The 20,531-nt window shown below is 53.1% G+C and carries 21 protein-coding genes; 15 read left to right on the forward strand and 6 right to left on the reverse strand.

Going from position 1 to position 20,531, the window contains the following annotated elements:
- The first annotated feature begins 246 nt into the window (after window positions 1-246).
- The 4 genes from ACTID9_RS06645 to ACTID9_RS06660 all read left to right on the forward strand — a co-directional run bounded on the left by ACTID9_RS06645 (window position 247) and on the right by ACTID9_RS06660 (window position 3,665).
- Window positions 247-924, forward strand: a complete 678-nt coding sequence (locus tag ACTID9_RS06645; RefSeq protein ID WP_441070447.1) for a response regulator transcription factor — start codon at window positions 247-249, stop codon at window positions 922-924.
- The gene (locus tag ACTID9_RS06650) at window positions 911-2,215 is read left to right on the forward strand and encodes a sensor histidine kinase (protein ID WP_441070448.1); all 1,305 of its coding nucleotides are present in this window, start codon (window positions 911-913) and stop codon (window positions 2,213-2,215) included. Before ACTID9_RS06645 ends, ACTID9_RS06650 begins: the two co-directional genes overlap by 14 nt.
- 118 nt (window positions 2,216-2,333) lie before the next feature.
- The gene (locus ACTID9_RS06655) at window positions 2,334-3,275 is read left to right on the forward strand and encodes an alkaline phosphatase family protein (RefSeq protein ID WP_441070449.1); all 942 of its coding nucleotides are present in this window, start codon (window positions 2,334-2,336) and stop codon (window positions 3,273-3,275) included.
- 18 nt (window positions 3,276-3,293) lie between these two features.
- Window positions 3,294-3,665, forward strand: a complete 372-nt coding sequence (locus ACTID9_RS06660; protein ID WP_441070450.1) for a DedA family protein — start codon at window positions 3,294-3,296, stop codon at window positions 3,663-3,665.
- A gap of 30 nt (window positions 3,666-3,695) precedes the next feature.
- On the opposite strand, the gene ACTID9_RS06665 is transcribed toward ACTID9_RS06660, so the two are convergent.
- From ACTID9_RS06665 to ACTID9_RS06675, 3 genes are all read right to left on the reverse strand, one after another.
- Window positions 3,696-4,829 (reverse strand): glycosyltransferase family 4 protein, encoded by a 1,134-nt coding sequence (locus tag ACTID9_RS06665; protein WP_441070451.1) that lies wholly within the window; start codon window positions 4,827-4,829, stop codon window positions 3,696-3,698.
- A gap of 79 nt (window positions 4,830-4,908) precedes the next feature.
- On the reverse strand, window positions 4,909-5,559 hold the full coding sequence (locus ACTID9_RS06670; RefSeq protein ID WP_441070452.1) for a phosphatase PAP2 family protein: 651 nt from the start codon (window positions 5,557-5,559) through the stop codon (window positions 4,909-4,911).
- A gap of 167 nt (window positions 5,560-5,726) precedes the next feature.
- Window positions 5,727-6,398: a hypothetical protein gene (locus ACTID9_RS06675; protein ID WP_441070453.1), complete on the reverse strand. Its 672-nt coding sequence runs from the start codon at window positions 6,396-6,398 to the stop codon at window positions 5,727-5,729.
- Window positions 6,399-6,578: 180 nt separating this feature from the next.
- On the opposite strand from ACTID9_RS06675, the gene ACTID9_RS06680 reads away from it, so the two are divergent.
- The 11 genes from ACTID9_RS06680 (at window position 6,579) to ACTID9_RS06730 (ending at window position 17,869) form a co-directional block, all read left to right on the forward strand.
- Window positions 6,579-7,808 (forward strand): helix-turn-helix domain-containing protein, encoded by a 1,230-nt coding sequence (locus ACTID9_RS06680; protein ID WP_441070454.1) that lies wholly within the window; start codon window positions 6,579-6,581, stop codon window positions 7,806-7,808.
- Between the two features lie 70 nt (window positions 7,809-7,878).
- Entirely contained in the window at window positions 7,879-8,868 is a 990-nt protein-coding gene (locus ACTID9_RS06685) for an agmatinase family protein (RefSeq protein WP_441070455.1), read from the forward strand.
- A complete protein-coding gene (hutU, locus tag ACTID9_RS06690; protein ID WP_441070456.1) occupies window positions 8,865-10,529 on the forward strand; it encodes a urocanate hydratase in 1,665 nt (554 codons plus the stop codon). Before ACTID9_RS06685 ends, hutU begins: the two co-directional genes overlap by 4 nt.
- A gap of 168 nt (window positions 10,530-10,697) precedes the next feature.
- A complete protein-coding gene (gene hutI / locus ACTID9_RS06695; RefSeq protein ID WP_441072459.1) occupies window positions 10,698-11,924 on the forward strand; it encodes an imidazolonepropionase in 1,227 nt (408 codons plus the stop codon).
- Window positions 11,925-12,276: 352 nt separating this feature from the next.
- On the forward strand, window positions 12,277-12,726 hold the full coding sequence (locus tag ACTID9_RS06700) for a hypothetical protein (protein ID WP_441070457.1): 450 nt from the start codon (window positions 12,277-12,279) through the stop codon (window positions 12,724-12,726).
- Between the two features lie 14 nt (window positions 12,727-12,740).
- On the forward strand, window positions 12,741-13,025 hold the full coding sequence (locus tag ACTID9_RS06705) for a hypothetical protein (RefSeq protein ID WP_441070458.1): 285 nt from the start codon (window positions 12,741-12,743) through the stop codon (window positions 13,023-13,025).
- Window positions 13,026-13,074: 49 nt separating this feature from the next.
- Window positions 13,075-14,298, forward strand: coding sequence for a glutathionylspermidine synthase family protein (locus ACTID9_RS06710; protein WP_441072461.1), 1,224 nt, complete (start codon window positions 13,075-13,077; stop codon window positions 14,296-14,298).
- Window positions 14,295-14,732, forward strand: a complete 438-nt coding sequence (locus tag ACTID9_RS06715; RefSeq protein ID WP_441070459.1) for a DUF350 domain-containing protein — start codon at window positions 14,295-14,297, stop codon at window positions 14,730-14,732. Before ACTID9_RS06710 ends, ACTID9_RS06715 begins: the two co-directional genes overlap by 4 nt.
- Window positions 14,733-14,995: 263 nt before the next feature.
- Window positions 14,996-16,150, forward strand: a complete 1,155-nt coding sequence (locus ACTID9_RS06720; RefSeq protein WP_441070460.1) for an ATP-binding protein — start codon at window positions 14,996-14,998, stop codon at window positions 16,148-16,150.
- Between the two features lie 43 nt (window positions 16,151-16,193).
- The gene (locus ACTID9_RS06725) at window positions 16,194-17,327 is read left to right on the forward strand and encodes an HD-GYP domain-containing protein (protein WP_441070461.1); all 1,134 of its coding nucleotides are present in this window, start codon (window positions 16,194-16,196) and stop codon (window positions 17,325-17,327) included.
- 14 nt (window positions 17,328-17,341) lie between these two features.
- Window positions 17,342-17,869, forward strand: a complete 528-nt coding sequence (locus tag ACTID9_RS06730; RefSeq protein WP_441070462.1) for a hypothetical protein — start codon at window positions 17,342-17,344, stop codon at window positions 17,867-17,869.
- Here ACTID9_RS06730 and ACTID9_RS06735 read toward each other — a convergent pair.
- The 3 genes from ACTID9_RS06735 to ACTID9_RS06745 form a co-directional block, all read right to left on the reverse strand.
- Window positions 17,861-18,280, reverse strand: coding sequence for a hypothetical protein (locus ACTID9_RS06735; protein WP_441070463.1), 420 nt, complete (start codon window positions 18,278-18,280; stop codon window positions 17,861-17,863). The two genes, ACTID9_RS06730 and ACTID9_RS06735, sit on opposite strands and share 9 nt — an antisense overlap.
- Window positions 18,281-18,379: 99 nt before the next feature.
- Window positions 18,380-19,069 carry a hypothetical protein gene (locus ACTID9_RS06740; protein WP_441070464.1) on the reverse strand — a complete coding sequence of 230 codons (690 nt, stop codon included), beginning with the start codon at window positions 19,067-19,069 and terminating at the stop codon, window positions 18,380-18,382.
- Window positions 19,070-19,183: 114 nt separating this feature from the next.
- Entirely contained in the window at window positions 19,184-20,494 is a 1,311-nt protein-coding gene (locus ACTID9_RS06745; protein WP_441070465.1) for a YheC/YheD family endospore coat-associated protein, read from the reverse strand.
- Window positions 20,495-20,531: the final 37 nt, after the last annotated feature.

A 20,531-nucleotide genomic window follows, 5' to 3' on the forward strand; every position in this document is an offset into this window, starting at 1 on the left:
ACTAACTCCCCCTGTTGCAATCTCAATCATGCAGTTTATGAAAGGGGAGAAGGGAAGTCCACGGACACGAATCTATTTCATTCACTTTTAATTTTTCTCATGTACAGTTACGATGACCACTCAATCGTAAATCAGGCAAATCATCTTGTAGGCTAAAATGGGTGGAGAGTGTTCAAGATACGTACAGGGACCTTTTTCCCCAAGGTCCCTCCTTGCATGCAAACAGGAGAGAAAAGAGGTGCGGGAATGCGAGTTTTACTTGCGGAAGATCAGCTCGTCCTGGGCAAAATCATTGCGCATATGCTGAAGCAAAGGGGCGGCCATGACGTCACGTGGGTAACGGATGGGCAAGAGGCCTATAACCTGATCATCGACTCCTATTACGATGTGCTTGTCCTGGATTGGATGATGCCGCAAAAAGACGGCGTCACCTTATGCAAGGAATTGCGTGAACAAGGGTATTCGGGTGCGATTCTGCTGCTTACGGCCAAGGATACGCTGGAGGAACGGATCGAAGGGCTCGACGCAGGAGCTGACGATTATTTGGTCAAGCCGTTTGAGCATGACGAGCTGCTCGCCCGCTTGCGTGCGCTGTCACGCCGGAATTTTGCCCCGATCCAGGAGGACATCATTGAAGTGAATGGAATCAGACTGAACCGTTCCAAGCAATCCATCACCCGCGATGGCGAGGAGATCCAATTGACAGGAAGGGAATTTGCCTTGCTCGATCTGTTGGTGCGCAACCGGGGAACGGTGCTGACCCGCGACTTGATTCACGATCGCATTTGGGGCGGCGACATGGAGGTTGCCAGCAATTCGGTGGATGTCTACATCACGATGCTGCGCAAAAAAATCGATGCGCCGAACCAAAAAACGTTGATCCGCAGCATCAGGGGAGTGGGGTACGTCATTGAAAAATCATAACAAAGAGCTTTTTCGGGACACAAGGAAACGGTTGACGATCATTAATAGCGTGATGCTGATGGTCTTCCTTTTGCTGTTTATTATCGGTACGTTCGGTTTGCTCTTTTCGATTTTTTATAACGAACAAAAACTGGAACTAAAAGCGCTTACCCAGCAAGAGGTAGAGGAGACCAAGACGAGTGCGCCGGGTGTAACGAAGCCCGATAATGCATATGCTGCCAATCAAGGGATGTATTTCAATTATTTCGTAAAAGAAAACGGAGAACTGGTGGTAGGGGACGAATTTGCACCCGAAATGCGGCAAGCGATCGTGGAATACGTGAATGGGTGGAAGCCGAATACCGTTGAAATCAAATACAAAGCAATCGAAAACCAGAAGCAAGCAGAGTCGCACCTTTTGATTGCTGCACAAACGGTTTCTCAAAATGGCCGCATGTTGGGCACCGTTTACTTCGGTAAAGACGTTTCGTATTTGTGGAGCATGTTCACATGGCTGTTGGTCGTGTTGCTCGGGATGACCGTGCTCTTTATGGGGGGTGCCATCGTGACCGGCCAGTTTTTGACGAGGCGCGCCATGAAGCCGATTTTGCGATCCTACGAATTGCAGCGGGATTTTTTGGCGGATGCTTCCCATGAACTGAGAACGCCGATCAGCATTTTGAAATCGGGCCTTGACCTGATTGGGCTGGAAGATGGCGACAAGCTTTCGGCATTCTCGCATGAACTCTTGCAAGACTTGCAAAAAGAAGCGAAGAGCGCGGCGAAAATGGTGGGCGATCTGTTGCTGCTCGCACGCACCGATTCCGGCGTACAGGAAATAACGATGGACACCTTTGATTTTTCCCTGATGGCGGAGCAAGTGATCCGTTCGATTCAAGGGTTTGCCCAATCGCGGCAAATCCGACTGCATTTGCATGGGCAGGATGCCATCGTGCTGCACGCCGATCAGGAAAAGATCAAGCAGCTCTTGTATATTTTGCTGGACAATGCGGTGAAATACACGCCGGAACAAGGAGAAATAACGCTTACGACCAGGACAACGATGGTCGACCACAAGCCCAAGCTATGCATCATGGTTGAAGACACGGGGATCGGGATTGAGCCCGACCAGCTTGCCCACATTTTTCACCGGTTTTATCGCGTAGATAAAAATCGCTCCCGTCAATCAGGAGGGACAGGGTTGGGCCTTGCCATAGCCAAATGGATTATCGACGCCCACCGCGGGACCATCCACGTCGAAAGCGTGCCGGGTGTTGGCAGCTCCTTTACGGTTCTTCTGCCGCTGAAGTAATGGAGCCGCAGGGGATGATCGGTATTGGCGTCTCTTTTGCGTTTTTTTCATATGGTTTTCATAATCGCGTGGTATCTTTGAAGTAAAAACGCCATCCGCCACGAAAGGGATTTTTTTCATGAAACGTATACGTATACTTTCTTTCAGCCTGCTTTGCCTGTCCGTGCTTTTAGGTGTGCTGCTGTACAAGCCGTCACCTGCAGATACGCAGAATGTGACAACCAGTCATGCTTCGGCGAAGTCGACCGCTGCCACTCGATCGGTAACCACGACACCGTCGGCCAAAGCCGGATCAACACCCAAGCCGAAACCGGCGAACGTCGAACATGTGGTCATCCTCGTGGAGGAAAATCATTCGTTTGGCCAAATCATTGGAAAAAACGCAGCTCCGTACTTGAACAGCTTGGTCAAGGAGGGGGCGCTGTTCAGCAACTCTTTTGGCATCCGGCATCCAAGCCAGCCGAATTACTTGGCGCTTTTCTCAGGTTCCACGCAAAACGTGAAGGATGATTCCTGTCCTCACTCCTTTTCAACACCGAACCTGGCGACAGAATTGATGGGTGCGCATCTGTCGTTCGGGGGGTATTCAGAAGATTTGCCAAAGGTCGGGTTTACCGGTTGCTCTTCGAAAGGGTATGGACGGAAGCATAATCCATGGGTCAACTTCACGAATGTTCCGGCCGGGGTGAATATGCCGCTTACCAGCTTGCCAGGCGACTTTGCAAAGCTTCCGACCGTTTCATTCGTCATCCCCAACCATATGGACGACATGCATGATGGGACCGTGGCGCAAGCGGATCAGTGGTTGAAACAGCACATCGCTCCGTATGTCACATGGGCGAAAAAGCACAACAGCTTGCTGATCGTCACCTGGGATGAAGATGACTTTTCTCCGAAAAACCATATCCCGACATTGTTTGTCGGCCCCATGGTCAAGCCGGGAAGCTATTCTGAAACAATCAATCACTACAACGTCTTGCGCACGATCGAAGATATGTACCATTTGGGCCATTTGGGGGAAAGCGCGAAGGCGACCCCGATTCAGGACGTTTGGAAGTAACGGTCGGGCAGGAGGAGGGTGTCTACGCTTCTGGAGCGCTACGGGAAGTATGTGTTCATCCGGCAGAACCACATCGCCAAAGCGGATGCCTGGTTTGCCAAGTACGGCGGGGGAACCGTCTTTTTTTGCCGCTGCTTGCCGGTGGTGCGAACATTCATCTCGCTTCCGGCGGGTGTGAGCGGGATGCGATTTGATCGGTTTGTCATTTTGACAAGCCTTGGATGCATCCCGTGGAATTTGCTGCTGACCTACGGTGGCTACCGTTTAGGGGAAAATTGGAGCCGGATCGAGCCGTGGATGAAACCGATCAGCTACACTATTCTCGCCGGGCTTGTGCTGGCAGTGTTGCTCTTTCTTTTTCGAAACGTAAAGAAGACGCCTTCGCGATAAAAACGTGAGGCGTCTATTTGTTTGGAATCATCAGCGTATTTTCCGGTAGTGCTTGAGAAGCCTCTTCACGGTCTTTGACCAGCTGAACGATCGAACGACCCGACGGCGTCCACCAGCAGCCAGCTTTTTCGCTAACGATGGGGACCTTTTCAATTGGATGAGACGACTGGCGAAAGCTTTCGGACTCGTGTATGCAGATACCAAAAAACCGCTTTTGCCATGCGTTATGATCTTGGTGATGCCGCCACGTCGGGAGGCAACCACCGGAATTCCCGATGCCATCGCTTCCGTGTTGACCATGGCAAAACCCTCGCGATAGATGGATGGACAAACAAGCACATCACCCAAATGATACAACCTGGCGACCCGAGCCGGGGGGATGTACCCGGTAAACCGGATGGGAACGCCTAACGATTTTGACAATTGACGAACCCGCTTCATATACGGGCTTTGGGAACGAACGCCTGGCCATGATGAGCCAATGGCGATCAACCGGACTTTGGGGAAATGTTTTTTCAACAGGGCAACCGCTTTGACTAGCGTGTGCAGCCCTTTCCCGTGAACCATCCGCCCGACGAACAAAACGTTGTATGTGCCAGAAACGCCCCATTGTTTGCGCAACTGCTGCTTAAACTGTGGGGAACGGGGGTGAAATCTGTCCGTGTTTACACCCAATTGGGCTGTGCGAAATTTTTTGGCATGTTTTGGAAATCGATGCTTCATGGCATGTTTCAAAAATTTGCTGACCGACGTAACGCCGTTCGTTTGCTTCAAAATGGCTTGGGCGCGTTTTTGGGAAAGGTGGGACATGAACGTGAGCGAGTGAAGCGACAGCATGATGGGAATGCCTTTGAATACACGACGCACATGGGGGACGAACGTGGGACGGTTTTCTACTTGAATGACATTGAATGTTTGTCTTTTTACGTTTTGCAGCGCCTTCTTGATGTAACTGTAGCGATTCGGAGCGGATACACGAACGATTTTCAGCCGTCCGCCATTTTGCTTGCTCACGGAAGGCAATCTCGGATGAGAACGGCTGACGAGAACAACCGAGTGTTTCCGGCTCACCCGCCGAAAAATTTCGTAAATGACCGTTTCCACTGATCCTCCCTTAATGGGCGGGATGGGCAATTGCTCTGGTGCGATAACCAGGATGCGCAAAACAGATTCCCCCTGTCAGTATGCTGGGCCATACAGTATATGTGAGGGATCAGTGGAGTTCTATAGACCATTGCATCAATTACCGTTTCGAACGCAGATAATGCCTTTCTTGGTATCGTTGATAGAACCAGATTCCGACCGCAAGCACAAATCCGCTAAAAAAATAGCTCCCGATCACATCGCTTGGATAATGGACGCCAAGATAAATGCGGCTGATGCCGATGCCTGCAATCATGATGGTGCTCATCAAAATGATGGCCAAACGAACAGAAGGCCGATCGCTTTGGTGCCACAAGAGAAACGCGAGAATGCCATAAAAAGAAAAGGCCGTCATCGAATGCCCGCTAGGGAAACTGTAGCCTGTCTCATGCACAAGCTGGTGCAAATCGGGGCGCGCGCGCTTGAACGCATGCTTCAGCAGCCAGTTTGAGAGAATGGTCGAGGACAGGACCGAAACGAACAAGTAAACCTCCGCGCGTTTGGGATAATACCTATGCAAGAGAAGTAACACAATAGCGGCCAGAACCACCATCGGAATGGGTGAACCGATAAACGAGAGAAATTTCATCACAGTGGTGATCGCCGGGAATTCAAATCCTTGTAAGAACCCGGAGATCGCGCTGTCAAAATGAGAAAGAGCGTGCCGGGAGATCAGGCTCGCGAGAAAAACGAAGCCGATCACCGACACGATTGAGAGTACAATCGGCTTTGATAACGGTTTGGCACTCATGGTGGCATCCTCCCATACGATCAACTTTTATCAAGTCTATCCAAATGAGAGTCTTGTTAGTAAGGGAGAAACGCAATGGGGCATTCTCGATGAAAAAAGCCTGAAACCGCAACAACGGATCGTTTGTTGCGGTTTCGGGCTTTTTTGGTGTGTCGACGTGTTCGCTGCTATTTGACCAGCTCTTCTTTTTTCAGGAAAGCATGGTCTGCCAATACGTAATTCGTGACAGCCGATAGCTTGGCGTCTTTATACTGATTCACGGTTAATTGCCGGGTTGCCTCGTTATAGCTGAAGCTGTACGCTGTCCCTTCCGCGATGTCGAGGATGGGTTGGGAGAACAGCAAGCTGATCGTGTTATTTGCTTTGTCCAGCTGGTAGCAATTGATCGAAGCCTTCGAACGTCCGTTAACTGCGACGGATTCCGCCATGAAAAAGAGATTGTCATGGACGATCCGGCTCACCGGGGTCAGGCTTCCGTTCGTTTGTTTGGGAATCGGGATGGCCCGATGGCTGAGCACCTGCATCACGACATCTTGCCCGATCGGCATATAGTAGAGCGCATTCAGCGCATAGTTGGCATGGTCTTCCATGACAGTCGAATCGGCTTTGGCAGCTTGAACGCTGTTGTCGAACTCTTCCGCGTGTTCGTTCGGCGCCTGAGTCGGGGAATCGTTGCGGGCAGGAGGCTGCCCGATGCCCAGCATGGCCGACAGATCGCCTTTGAATGCTTGGGTCGCTTTGGCAAAAACCGTGTCGCCTGACATCATTCCGCTTATGAACAACAATGCTGCCGCTGCCGTTCCAATCAGCGCTTTTCTCGTTAGCCTTACCACTTTCACTACTTCCTTTCCTTGGTACACAAAACGTTGACTATCGAATTAGACGGATCATCGTGCCGAAATGTTACTGCTTTTTTGTTTTCTTCTCCTCCCCTTCCCGATTTGGAATGGACGGGCCATCCACGCTACAATAGCAGGAGGATACGCGATAATTTGATGCCAAAAGAGGAGATTGAGCCTATGAACCAGCATCCACAGCATGCGGCTTTTTCGCACTTGCTGCTTACGGGAACCTATGTGCATGAATACACCTACGAACAGCTGCAAAAGGCGTATGGCGTCACGATCAATCCGTCGCTCGTCATGCTCGTTTCCGTAGATCGCTATCCCGATTTGATCATGGGAAAAGATATTGAGTGGAAAGTAGAGCTGGGGCAGACGCTGATGAAGGCGATCTGCAAGACGGTGGGCGTTCCGTTCACGTGGCTTTGGATTGAAGAGGGCGTGGTGGCGCTTCTGCTGGAACTGCCGGCGCAGACGGACCAGCTGCCCCCGGGCCTCAATGCGCTGCAAATCGCGAAGGACATGCAAAAGGCGACGGATGCACAGCGGATTTCCGTCTCGATCGGCATCGGTACGCACTACGGCGATCCGGCGATGCTGCAGCATTCGTATCGCGAAGCGATGCAGTCGATGGTCGACCGCTTCTTTCAGGGCAACCGGCTGATTTTTTCCTATATGAAAAAGAAGCAGGCGGACGCAGCCGCACGCGAATCGATGTCCGCCTATAAAGAAATGATCGAGAATGAGCGTATCGACCTGTTGGCACGAGTCCATATTGGCGACGTCGAGGGCGCGATCGCTGTGTTGCCGACGCTGCTGGAGAAGGTGGCACAAGCCAATCAATACCATGTGAGCCGGTTTCAATCCGAGGTGGTCGATCTGGTGATGATGGTATCGCGGCTTGTGCTGGAGGCTGGGTTCAGCGCGGAAACGATTTTGACGGAGAACGCGCATTTTATTCAGGAGCTGTACCGGACGATCCGCTACGACAAGTTCGTCCAGAAAGTGTGCACGTATGTGCGCCAGTTGACGGAACAGGTTGCGCTGACGCAGATGCTGGAAGTGTCCCCGCTGATTCGGCAGGCGATCCGGTTCATCAAGGAACAGCTGAACGAACGCATCATGCTGGAAGAAGTAGCACAATATTGTTGCTTGAGCAAATACCATCTCAGCCACCTGTTCAAACGGGAAGTGGGACTGAGCGTCGTGGACTTTATCAACAAGCTGCGGCTGGAAAAAGCCAAGTATTATTTGGAAACGACCGACTGGACGATGCAGCAGATCGCGAGCCAGGTCGGGTTTCAAGATGCCAATTACTTCAGCAGGATGTTCAAAAAGGTACACCAGTTGAGCCCGTCCGAGTATCGTTCGCGCAAGATTGTGCTAGATTCAAACAAGTTCAGCTAGATGAAAAAGGCTGAACTTTCGCTAAGATAAAGGTAACAACCAAACCGCAACTGCAAAGGAGACATGCAAATTGAAACAAATCGATTTGCTGAACCCGCCGGAGCTTATCCGCAGGTCAAACTGGCGGGATCGCTATGAAACGAAGGTAGCGCAGTGGCTGACGCCTTGGGATGGGGAAACGGCACCGGAAATCGGCTTTATCGGTCTGCCGCTGTCCAAAACCTCGATCAGCATTTCCGGCGCCTCGATGACGCCGAATGCGTTGCGCGAGCTTTTTGCAAACGTTACCACGTACAGCATCGATCATGATGTGGATTTGCAGGAGCTGGCAGCCTGTGACCTGGGCGACATCCAAATGCATGTGACTGATTTGCTGCGCTGCCATGCCAATATCGAGCAGGGCATGAAAAATGTGTACGAGGCGCTGCCTGACATGTTCCCGATCATTGCAGGCGGCGACCATTCGATCACTTGTCCATCGGTCAAGGCATTTAAACAAAAAATAGGCGGAAAAGTCGGAATTGTACAAATCGATTCCCATATGGATGTGCGCAATCTTGAAGACGGCGGGCCATCCAACGGGACGCCGATCCGCGGTTTGATTGAATCGGGCACGGTGGAAGGCAAGCATATTGCCCAGATCGGCATCCACAGCTTTGCCAACTCCAAGCCGTACCGGGAGTATGCAGTATCCAAAGGCATCACCCAGTTCACCGCGAGACAGGTAGCGCGCGAAGGAATTGAGCCGCTTGTGACAAAGGCGCTGGAGATCGCAGGCGAAGGAACCGACGCAATCTATGTCACGATCGACATGGATGTGCTCGACCAGGCTTACGCGCCGGGGGTGCCAGCGATGGTCCCGGCTGGCATGACTTCCTGGCAGCTGATCGATGCCGCATTCCTGCTCGGTCAGCATCCAAAGGTAAAAGGCTTTGACATCGTGTGCGTCGATCCGATGCAGGACCCGCGCAGAGCGACAGTGAGAACCACGTTGCACGTCATTTTGAATTTCCTGGCAGGCTACATGAAACGTAATGATAAAGGAGAGACGAACCAATGACAGAATCCGTAAAACGCGTAGTCCGCGCCCCGCGCGGTACCGAACTGAGTGCAAAAGGCTGGGAGCAGGAAGCGGTGCTCCGCATGCTGATGAACAACCTCGACCCGGAAGTGGCAGAGCGTCCCGAAGATTTGGTCGTCTACGGCGGCATCGGCAAAGCGGCGCGCAACTGGGAGTCCTTTGACAAAATCGTCGAATGCCTAAAAGACCTGGAAGCGGACGAAACGCTGCTTGTCCAGTCAGGCAAACCGGTCGGCCTGTTCAAAACGCATAAACACGCGCCGCGCGTGCTGCTTTCCAACTCCGTGCTCGTGCCGGCTTTCGCCAACTGGGATACGTTCCACGAGCTGGACAAAAAAGGGCTGATGATGTACGGGCAAATGACAGCGGGCAGCTGGATTTACATCGGTACGCAAGGCATTTTGCAAGGAACGTATGAGACGTTTGCGGAAGCGGCTCGCCAGCATGCCAATGGCACGCTCCGTGGCACCCTGACGCTGACAGCCGGTCTCGGCGGCATGGGCGGCGCCCAGCCACTGGCCGTGACGATGAACGACGGTGTGGTCATCGGCGTCGACGTCGATCCGACCCGCATCCAACGCCGCATCGATACGCGCTATTGCGATGTGATGGTCTACGATCTGGACGAAGCGTTGCGTCTGGCACGCGAAGCACAGGCGGAGCAAAGACCGCTCGCGATCGGTCTGGTCGGCAATGCCGCCGAGATTTTCCCGGAGTTCGTGAAACGCGGCATCAAGCCGGATTTCGTCACCGACCAAACATCCGCGCACGATCCGCTCAACGGCTACGTGCCAGCCGGATTCACGCTCGAAGCGGCCGCAGAGCTGCGCAAAAACGATCCGAAGCAATATGTGAAGCTCTCCAAGCAGTCGATGGCAACACACGTACAAGCGATGCTCGATCTGCAAAAAATGGGCTCCGTCGTGTTCGATTATGGCAATAATATTCGTCAGGTGGCTCTCGATGAAGGGGTCAAAGATGCGTTCAACTTCCCAGGCTTTGTCCCGGCGTATATCCGCCCGCTGTTCTGCGAAGGAAAAGGACCGTTCCGCTGGGCAGCGCTCTCCGGCGATCCGGAGGACATTTACAAAACCGACGAGCTGGTGCTCAAGCTGTTCCCGGAAAACGAGCATCTCCACCGCTGGATCAAAATGGCGCGCGAGAAAGTGGCATTCCAAGGCTTGCCAGCGCGCATCTGCTGGCTCGGCTATGGCGAGCGCGTGAAAATGGGTCTGGCCATCAACGAAATGGTGCGCAAAGGCGAACTGAAAGCGCCGATCGTCATCGGACGCGACCATCTGGACTGCGGCTCGGTCGCTTCCCCGAACCGGGAGACCGAAGCGATGAAAGATGGCTCCGATGTCATCGGCGACTGGGCAATCCTGAATGCGCTGGTGAACACGGCTTCAGGCGCAAGCTGGGTATCCGTCCACCACGGCGGCGGTGTCGGCATGGGGTACTCGCTGCACGCCGGCATGGTTGTCGTGGCAGACGGTTCGCAGGATGCGGAGGAGCGTCTGGCTCGCGTACTCAACACCGACCCTGGCATGGGGGTCATCCGCCACGCCGATGCAGGCTACGAAAAAGCGATCGAGACGGCAAAAGAGCGCGGCGTGCGCGTGCCGATGCAAGGCATATAATCGTAAAGCTTCTATAATATAAGCGTGTTATTCATACAGCACGACGCGGTTTGTGCAGAAAAAATTGGCGAGGTGTCCGAAGCGTTTTTCGGGCACTTCCTTTTCGAGGTGAAAAAGTTGGAAAACAAGATTGATTTGCTTGTGCACAACATCGGCCGATTGGTGACCATGCAAGGCGAGGCGGGCCCGCGTACGGGCAGTGCCATGGCGCAGGTCGGAGAAATCACGGGCGGCGCTGTGGCGATTGCGGATGGGACCGTTTATGCGGTCGGCACTGAGGACGAGGTTCGCGCCCAAATCGCAGGCATGACGGTGGCGCAAGAGCTGGACGCGGAAGGCAGGCTGGTCACGCCGGGCTTGATCGATGCACATACGCACCTGGTGCATGGAGGCTCCCGCGAGCATGAGCTGGACCTCAAGCTGAAAGGCGTTTCCTATCTGGACATTTTGGCGAGCGGCGGGGGCATCTTGAGCACGGTTCGTTCCACGCGCCAAGCGACCGAACAGGAGCTGTACGACAAAGCGCGAAGAAGCCTCGATATGATGCTCTTGCAAGGGATGACCACCGTCGAGGCCAAGAGCGGTTACGGGCTTACGCTGGAAGATGAACTGAAGCAGCTTGCGGTGGCGCGCAGCCTGAACGAGACGCATCCGGTCGAGCTTGTCTCCACGTTTATGGGCGCTCATGCCGTACCGGAAGAATACAAAGGCCGCGCGGATGAGTATGTGGATCTCGTCATCAACGTGATGCTGCCGGAAGTGAAGCGCCAAGGTTTGGCCCAGTTTTGCGACGTATTTTGCGAGCACGGCGTGTTTACCGTCGCGCAATCGCGCAAAATTTTGACCGCGGCCAAAGAGCTGGGCTTCGGTATCAAAATTCATGCGGACGAGATCGAACCGATGGGCGGCGCGCAGCTGGCAGGAGAGCTGGGCTGCATTTCCGCCGAGCATCTGCTCGCTGCTACGGATGAAGGGTTCGCAGCGATGCAGCAAGCGGGTACCGTTGCGGTCTGCCTGCCGGCGACATCGTTCAATCTGCGGCTGAAAACGCATGCGCGCGCACGGCGAATGATCGAGATGGGCGTGCCGGTCGCCATTTCTACCGATTACAACCCAGGCAGCTCGCCTACCGAGTCGATTCAATTGGTAATGACGCTCGGCTGCTTGAATCTGGGTCTGACGCCGGAGGAAGTGATGACGGCTGTCACGGTCAACGCGGCACATGCGATTGGCAAAGCAGATGTAGTCGGCAGTCTGGAAGCTGGCAAACAGGCGGACCTCGTGATCTTCAATGCGACTAATCTCGCCTATCTGCCCTATCATTTCGGCATCAATCATGTAAACACGGTCGTGAAGCGCGGCCTGGTGGTTGTGGCGGAAGGACAGCTTGTATAAAGGAAGAAATGAAAAACAAAGCAATAGCTTCGCCCTTTTGGTGGCGGGGCTTTTGCTTTTTTGCGGTGTATCCGTACAATCTAGCTGGTGTAAAAGAAGTTGAACAGGCCGACGAATACCAAAAAGCCAAGCAGCATCATAAAAGCATAGCCGATGTAGAGCAACAGTTTTTTGCTGTCAAAAGGATTCAAGACGCACCTCCAGAATCAGGGATTAATTGGATTTGACATTATTTCCTTTATCAACCAAAATTTCAGATGAAAACAACGATTTCCTGAAACTTCTCGTGCGATATTCTGTATTACTTATATAGTGAAATGTTGATGGCTTTCTGTAAGGAGGAGTGAACAAGGTGGCACGTCTGGAATACCGCTTGCTTGATGAGCACCGCCATTTTCCCGTTCTGTATTATTACCCCATGATCGACAAGGATGAGGTTTCGCTGCGCTTTGCCTGCGATTATTTGGTGAAAGATCGCAAAGTGTTTGAAAAAACATCCTGCGCAATCGAAGAAAACACGTATGTCATCTACGTGAAACCGGCCGATGATGAAGAGGCGTATGTTCCGAATGCCAAATCAGCCGCACATGAGCGGAATATCGTCATGGAAGTGAGGGAGTTTCACGAAGACTCCGCCAGTTATCCGGTCATCGGCACATACCGCTTCCGCGATGACGACGATGCGCTGCTCCATTTGCAAAGCGATTACCTTTATTTGAATGGGCGCGAGTGGGCGAAAAGCTCAACGGAAATCGATGAGGACCGCATGGTATACGTGTATTATGCAACCGTATCAGGATAGGAGGGTGTTTCTTTATGGTTTCGCCGAAAACAAAATCGACTGCGCTGATCCGCATGTTTTTGGCAGCGTCTCTGGTTGCGACCACCGCAACGGCGGGCTGCAGCTCACCAGACGACGACTGCAACGACAGAAATAACGACGGGTATTGCGACGATGGCTCCTCGAGCGGTTCTGGTGGCTCGTCAGGCGGGTATTACTACGGTGGGAGCGGTGGCACAAAGGCGAAGGGCACTAGCTCGGGAATTTCCTCCGGGGCCAAGAGCGGAATCGGCAGCTCGGGGGGATCGTTTGGTGGATGACTTGCATGGACTGACCTATGCGCAGCGCAGACAACAGCTATATGGGCACATGCGGGAAGAAGGAATCTTCACGTGGGATGAAATGTACGGAGAAGAATATGCGCTCGCAGCGATTCACCTCATTACCGATTCGTTTCGCGAGGAATTGACGGCTGCGACAGCCGCGCTCGCGCGAATTTTTGCCAAGACAGTGCCCGTGGTGCAACAAGCGGATGAACGATTGCTGCTTGAGCTGGGCGTACCGGAAGCTGCCGTGGAAGCGGTGCGGCTTGCGATTATGCCGGAATGCCCGACCGTCATCGGCCGCTTTGATTTCGCCCAAACGCCACAGGGCCTAAAAATGCTGGAGTGCAACAGCGATACGCCGACCGGCATTGTCGAGGCTTTTTATGTGAATGGGCAAGTATGCAGCCGTTTTCAGGTGACAAACCCGAATGCAGGCATGGAACGGCATATCCGGCAGGCATTCGCCCGGATCGTACAGCGCTACCGCGAGCTTGGCTACCCGACCGAGCGAATCTGGTTCAGCGCGCTGGACTGGCATGAGGAGGACGCCGGCACGACCCGCTATCTTTTGCAGCAATCCGGCTTGCCCGCCTCGTTCGTACCGCTCGCCGACCTGCGCGTCACCGATGAGGGGGTCTATGCTGCGGTGGGGGAGGAGCTATGCCCGATCGACTTGCTGTACCGGCTGCATGCGCTTGAAAAGCTTGCGTTCGAGACGGATGAGGAAGGATTTCCTTCAGGCGCGCAGCTGCTCGCGCTGACCGCCGGCCGCAAAGTGGGGATCATCAATCCGCCTTCGGCATTTGTCGCACAGACAAAGGCGCTGCAAGCATTGATGTGGGGGTTGCACGAAGCAGGCGAGTTTTTCGATGCCGCCGAGCAGGAGACGATCCGCACCTATATGCTGCCGACCTATTTTACCAATGAATTCCACGGCCGGTGTGCCTACGTGACCAAGCCGATCTTCGGGCGCGAAGGAGGCGGCGTGACCTTGTACCGTGCGGACGGGCAGGAGCTTGAGCGCGACCAGGAAAGCGAATATTGGGATCAGCCGATGATTTATCAAGAGATGGCGCAGCTGCCTGCGATTCAAGTGGAAACGCTTGGCGGATCGTTTGCAGGCCACCTTTTGTGGGGATCGTTCTTTATTGGCGGCGAACCATCGGCGCTTGTCGCGAGAGTGGGCGGGCGCATCACGAACAACATGTCGTACTTTCTGCCGGTCGGCGTAAAAGGCAAAAAGAATGAGAAGGAGTGGGGTACATGATCACCCAATGGGCATATATACTTAATTTTTTAACCTATCTGGCAGTAACGCTGCCGCTTTTGGCCGTAGGCATTTTCGTTTTTTTGGTGACAACTCCCTATAAAGAGTATGACTTGATCAAACAGGGCGCAGATACGACAGATCCGGCCAAAATCAACGCGGCAAAAGCGGCGGCGCATGACCTGGGCGGCAAGATACTAGGTTTGGTGATCGTGCTGGCCTCGGCCATCTACCATTCCGTCAATCTGGTCGATCTGGTTGTGTGGGGCGGGATCGGCATCGTCTTCCAAGTGCTTGTTTTTTATTTGTTCGAACTCTTGACGCCATTTCGGGTTATCTCGGAAATTCCCAAAGGGAATGTTTCGGTCGGGATTTTCTCATCGCGCCTGAGCGTGGCGGCGGGCTTACTTTTAGCTGCATTGATCAGCTATTAAAATCAGGAATCCCCTGTTTATCAGCAAAAACTCGCGCTGCTTCCGGAAGAGGCGGCGCGTTTTTTCTCGTACCTGCCGCATTTCGACAGGGTGATTTGCGAAAACAGACGATCTGACATGATGCGCGGTTCAGTCTGTGAACCGCTGTCACGTAAAAAAGTGGATTACAGTTCCTTATTTTCACAGTATAATTAATAACATTCAGTCTATTTCGTGGAACATCTTGGCTTTCTCGCGTGAGACAACAAGGAATGTTTAGTCGCATGAAACAATGGCATAAAAAGCAAAGAGGGGTTGGGTGCGCACAAACGATGAGCGATGTGATCAAGACCGAATTGAAGCGAAGCATGACGGCTCGGCGACAGCATGCGCACGATCATTTGCTGCAGATGGAGGAAGGATTCCGGCGTCTTGTCGATCAGTCCCCCGATCCTGTGCTGATCTGTTTGGATGGCGGCACGATCGTTTATGTGAATCAGGAAGCGCTCGATCTTCTCGGAGCGAGCAGCTGTGAACAGCTGATCGGTAGACATGTCTGCGAGTTTTACCATCCTGACCATCGTGAACATGCGCTTGAACATTTTCGGAAGGTTGAGACGGGTCAAAATATCGGCCTCGTGGAAGGGAAAGTGATCAGGCTGGACGGGCGGATGAAGGAGATCGAGTGGAAGGGAACGCTCACCTCCTATAACCGGCAGCCTGCCATCCATCTGCTGGTACGGGATATTACGGAGCAGAAAGCGACGCAACAGCTGCTGCGCAACCAGGAAAAACTGTCGCTCGCCGGACAGCTTGCCGCCGGTATTGCCCACGAAATCCGCAATCCGCTGACGTCGCTGAAAGGCTTTTTGCAGCTGATGCAGGCACATGGAACCGGCAAACGCGAATATTTTCAAATCATGTCCTCCGAGCTGAACCGGATCGAGGGCATCGTAGGGGAAATGCTGACGCTCGCCAAACCGGCCTCCGTGCAGTTCAAGGAGAGCGATCTCGTAGAGCTTTTGAAGCATGTGGTGACGCTTCTGGAGACGAAAGCCATCTTGAACAATGTGGTGATCAAGGCTGCTTATGACGTGAAAACAGCGGTCATCCATTGTGATGAGAATCAATTGAAACAGGCATTTATCAACTTTATTAAAAACGGGATCGAAGCGATGCCCGATGGCGGAGAAATTTTCATTCATCTATGTGCGCCTGATGAGTTCAGCTACCGGATTGCCTTTAGCGACCAGGGGTGCGGCATATCGGAGGCGCAGCTTGAGAAGCTGGGCGAGCCGTTCTTCACGACCAAGCATTTCGGCACGGGCCTTGGCTTCATGATGAGCGAAAAAATTATCCGGCAGCATCAAGGCTCGATTCAGATTGAGAGCCAGTTGAACAAAGGCACGAAAATATTGGTCGAGCTGCCCATATCGTAAGGAAAGCGAGTGACTCGTGGTGGAGGGCGACGGGGACTTGGTGATGGCACCCAGAATACGTGAAGAGTTACAACCGGAAGAATTGCTGAAAATCATCTTTACATACACGGCCAAGATCGCCAATGAAAAATGCCTCGACCGTTTGCTCATGCTGATGGCTGATATGGGACGAGAACTGATCGTTGCCGACAGATGCACACTATGGTTGCTGGATGAAAGCAACCGCCAGCTGTGGACGCGAGTGGCACATGGCGTCAAGGAAATCCGGATTCCGGCGGACAGCGGATTGGTGGGCAGCGCTATTCAGAGCGGCGAGCCGATCATTATCGAGGATGCATACGGTGACAAGCGATTCAACCAGACGGTAGACAAGCAGACAGGCTATCGAACGAAAGCGGTTTTGGTAACGCCGATCCGCGACAATGAGGGCAGGATCATCGGCGCTTACCAGGCGATCAACAAGCTGACGGAAGCCCAGGTTTTTTCGGTGAAAGATTTGGAATATTTGACGCTTGCCTCTGCCTATTCCGGCAAGTCGCTGGAATCTGCGCTCTTGTATCAGGAGATCGAGGAAACCCAAAAGGAAATCATTTTCCGCATGGGTGAAATTGGAGAAAGCCGCTCCAAGGAAACCGGCAACCATGTGAAGCGGGTAGCCGAGTATTCGTTTTTGTTGGCCACCTTGTATGGGATGAGCCCTGAGGAAGCGGAATTGATCAAAATGGCTTCGCCCATGCATGACATCGGGAAAGTGGCCATTCCCGACGAGATTTTAAAAAAACCGGGCAAGTTGACCGAAGAAGAATTCGAAATCATGAAAACTCATACATACATTGGCTATCGATTGTTGAAAAACTCCAACCGGCGCATTTTGAAAGCCGCGGCCATCATTGCCTATCAGCACCATGAAAAATGGAACGGGAAAGGATACCCGCAAGGACTCAGCGGCGAGCAGATTCACTTGTATGGGCGGATCACGGCGGTAGCTGACGTGCTGGATGCCCTGGCAAGCGAGCGGGTCTACAAGCGGGCCTGGGATTTCGACCGCGTCATCGACCTGTTCAGACAGGAGCGCGGCGAACATTTTGATCCGGTGCTTGTCGATTTGCTTCTGGATCACACGGATGAATTCATCGCGATCAAGGAAGCCTATCGAGATGAAGTGCTGGAAGGGTAAAGGGGATGGAGCATATGGTTCGAGACGTCGCCAATCGCTATCAAGGGCTTCCGCGGCGCACGCCGGATATGCTGTTTCAGGTGGTCCGCAAGTTCGCCCGGGCGGCGCTCCAGCATGATCCGTTCATTCAGAAAAAGAAGCGCGATGTGGAGCTGGCGAGAGAAGAGATGAGAGCAAGCGGTGAAAGCGGGCGTCTGGTCAGCGAGCTGACCATTCTGTTTCAGGAATTTCACTTTTACCTCACTTGCTGGCTGCAGATCGATCTTGCCTTATACCGGCTGGCGGAGGCGGATCAAAAGTTTGGAGAAATCCGCAACCGGTTTCATGACGATCTTGAGCTGCATCTGCGCATCCGCAAGCTTGTCGATGATACGGCAAGCTGTGTTACCGAGCAATTTGTCCGATGCGGGGAAGAGATGGCATGCGTGACGGACGACCGTTATTGGTTTGAAGGAACTCCCTTTTCGGTAGATGAGCGAAGCGTGCAGTCGCTCAAGCGATTGGTTGACGCAATCATGGGGCAGCGGCCCCCCTCATCCTGATGGGCCGTTTTGCTTGCTCGCCAAGACTTGTTCGACGATGTGCAGGTGAAGCGCATTTTGCGATTTGGACGTAAAATGGCGGTGGATCAAATAGAGGGCAACCACGCATAAAATCGTAATGACGCACAGAAGCGCCGGAATGCTTTCCTCCAGCAAGTTGGCCAGCTTGCTCGAGAAGACCAGAAAAATAAAAGGAACCGATGTAAAGCAAAGCGGAATGTAGCCCAGCTGCACTTCCGTTTTTTTGATCGCGGCATAAATCAGCCGCAAGTCCTCAACCGGCAGTTTGTCGTAAAAGTCCCAGATCGCATGGATGTCAGAAAGATCCCTGAGATTGCTCACCGTCGCATGGGAAGCGCCATAGCGGCTGAGTTCCTTGTACAATTTTTCGTAATTGCCGTATGTTCGCATCCGATCACCTCATAAACAGCCAAAACCGCCCCGAAAGGCGGTTTTGTTTTTGGAAACCGAGTCAGCAGCCGCACAAACGGCAGACGCTGACAAGCAAAATTAGAATGTGCGGTATGGCACGTATGGTTGCGGTTGTGGTTGGGTGTTTTGAGCAAGTGCATAATCCTGGCGCACTTCGGCCACGTTTGTACCCGCGAATCCTGGCTGGAATATAGCTTGTGCCGTATTGCCAAAGGACTGCACTGGCATGTACGCTTGGGTGTTCATGCCTTGGGATGGAATGGCATGCATCGCAGCAAAAGCGTTTTGGCCGATGAAGCCGCCGCCTGCATTGCGAGCGCGCACTTCATTGACATCGGTGCCAGCGAAGCCAGGCTGGAAGATCGCTTGGGCGGTCGCAGGGAAAGAAGGTGCTTGCATGCCAGCTTGCATACCAGTTTGCATGCCTGCATGGATACCGGTGCCATACGCACCGAGGCCTTGCTGCTGCAGATAGCCGCCTTGATTCAAGTGGCGCACTTCTTGAACATTCGTGTTCGCGAAGCCAGGCTGGAAGATGGCTTGAACCGGAGTGCCGAGTCCGATGTTGCCGGAGAGCCCTGTTCCGTATGTAGCGGTGTAACCGGTGGAAAGCGCAGGAGCAGCGTAGCCGCTGTTCAACTGACGCACTTCTTGTACGTTCGTGCCTGCAAAACCCGGTTGGAAAATGGCGTTTGCGCTACCTAATGCAGATACTGGCTGATAGGACATTTGAGACTGTGCAAAGGGACTTTGATTTTGATAATTCATGGATGTCCACCTCCTGCCTTCATTGTGCGCAGGAGGTGGCTGATCCATGCACAGGTTCCAAAAAAAGTAACTTTCTCATTTCACTGACAAGAACAAACAAGCCGGGAACTTTCGTTACCCGACTTGTATATTCAGTTTCGGATGCAAGCTTGCGACATGCTGCGCGTATTGGATCAAGGTTTTGAGCGAGGATTGACGGATCGCCGGCTCGTCGAATTTCTCCGGCTTGGCATTGGCCTCGAAAAACCAGAGCATGCCGTCCGCCGTAAGCCCGAGATCCATGGACATTTCCCCAAGGCAGCTGATCTCGTCAGCGAGCGAGCGGGCCACGGTCAGAGCAGCGTCCTCGATTTTGGCGAAGATGATGCCAGCCCTTTCACCGAACAGATGGTTTAACACCCGTGCAGGCGATTGGATGCTGCCGCCGCGCGGCACATGCGTGGTGATGCTGCGTGCCCCCGCCTGGCGGATGCCGATGCCCGTAATCCCCCATTCGCCAATGCCGTTCTTCTGCACCAAAACCCGTATGTCAAACGGTCTTCCTTTATAACGGGCCAAGTTAATTCCTTGCTGGATGATATATTTTTTCTTTTTCACAAGCTGTTCGATATGCTCCCAGACGTCATCGATGGAAGCGAAGTGCTTGGTGATGGACGTGCGGGCGTAGACGCGGCGCAGCTGCCAGCGGTTGTTGAGCTGCTCGAGACGCATGATGCCCTGACCGGCTTTGCCCGTCACCGGTTTGAGATAAACCAAGGGATAGCGGGAGCAGAATGAACGCAAGCGCGTCAGCGTATCGAGCTTGCGCGTTTCCGGCAAGAAATGCTGGGTTTGCTCCAAGCGCCCGAGTGAAGCGAAGAGCGCCTGCTTGTTGAAGAAATGCATGTTGAATAGGGTAACCCCCGGCATTGACGAAATTTTCGTCAGGGCAGAGCTAACTTCTTCCTTCATTTCTTCCTTGCGCGTAGGCACACGGTTGTAGACAACGTGTGGAAAGGGAAATTCAGACTCTGCCCAGACCCCCTGCTTTTCATCGTATACGAAACCGCGGACACAGTTTTTTTCCCAGTCGATGCTTGCAGGTGTAAACACATAAACCAAGGCACCCAGCTTTTTACCAGCGAGAAAAATGTCTTTGAAATTTTCCCGATTGCCCCGGAACGTTGACCCGTAACCGACGGTCAAGATGCCGATCAGCGGACCGATCTTGATGGTATCGTTTGACCACTTCCATCGGATACGCGTGCGAATGCGACCGGGCGCCTGCGCCGGAAGGCCGATGAACAACGGCTTGTGAACGTTGCACGGACCCAGGTTGAGCGTGATTCGCTTACCGTTTCGCCGATAAGGTTTCAGCCGCGTGTCTTGCAGGTACCATCTGCCCGAGGGAAGAATAGTCAGCCAACCGGAGTTTATTTGGGACATGGAAATTCCTCCTTCCAGCTCGACACTTCATGGCGGG

The sequence above is a fragment of the Brevibacillus fluminis genome (genome assembly GCF_052072235.1).
GTDB lineage: Bacteria > Bacillota > Bacilli > Brevibacillales > Brevibacillaceae > Brevibacillus_D > Brevibacillus_D fluminis_A.

Coding starts and splice junctions, on each gene's coding strand:
- ACTID9_RS06670 (WP_441070452.1), bottom strand. CDS start 5,559: ATGAGTGCCAAACCGTTATCAAAGCCGATTGTACTCTCAATCGTGTCG.
- hutI (WP_441072459.1), top strand. CDS start 10,698: ATGCAAGGCGAGGCGGGCCCGCGTACGGGCAGTGCCATGGCGCAGGTC.
- ACTID9_RS06715 (WP_441070459.1), top strand. CDS start 14,295: ATGATCACCCAATGGGCATATATACTTAATTTTTTAACCTATCTGGCA.
- ACTID9_RS06680 (WP_441070454.1), top strand. CDS start 6,579: ATGAACCAGCATCCACAGCATGCGGCTTTTTCGCACTTGCTGCTTACG.
- ACTID9_RS06710 (WP_441072461.1), top strand. CDS start 13,075: ATGCGGGAAGAAGGAATCTTCACGTGGGATGAAATGTACGGAGAAGAA.
- ACTID9_RS06730 (WP_441070462.1), top strand. CDS start 17,342: ATGGTTCGAGACGTCGCCAATCGCTATCAAGGGCTTCCGCGGCGCACG.
- ACTID9_RS06705 (WP_441070458.1), top strand. CDS start 12,741: ATGGTTTCGCCGAAAACAAAATCGACTGCGCTGATCCGCATGTTTTTG.
- ACTID9_RS06745 (WP_441070465.1), bottom strand. CDS start 20,494: ATGTCCCAAATAAACTCCGGTTGGCTGACTATTCTTCCCTCGGGCAGA.
- ACTID9_RS06740 (WP_441070464.1), bottom strand. CDS start 19,069: ATGAATTATCAAAATCAAAGTCCCTTTGCACAGTCTCAAATGTCCTAT.
- ACTID9_RS06720 (WP_441070460.1), top strand. CDS start 14,996: ATGAAACAATGGCATAAAAAGCAAAGAGGGGTTGGGTGCGCACAAACG.
- ACTID9_RS06655 (WP_441070449.1), top strand. CDS start 2,334: ATGAAACGTATACGTATACTTTCTTTCAGCCTGCTTTGCCTGTCCGTG.
- hutU (WP_441070456.1), top strand. CDS start 8,865: ATGACAGAATCCGTAAAACGCGTAGTCCGCGCCCCGCGCGGTACCGAA.
- ACTID9_RS06735 (WP_441070463.1), bottom strand. CDS start 18,280: ATGCGAACATACGGCAATTACGAAAAATTGTACAAGGAACTCAGCCGC.
- ACTID9_RS06725 (WP_441070461.1), top strand. CDS start 16,194: ATGGCACCCAGAATACGTGAAGAGTTACAACCGGAAGAATTGCTGAAA.
- ACTID9_RS06645 (WP_441070447.1), top strand. CDS start 247: ATGCGAGTTTTACTTGCGGAAGATCAGCTCGTCCTGGGCAAAATCATT.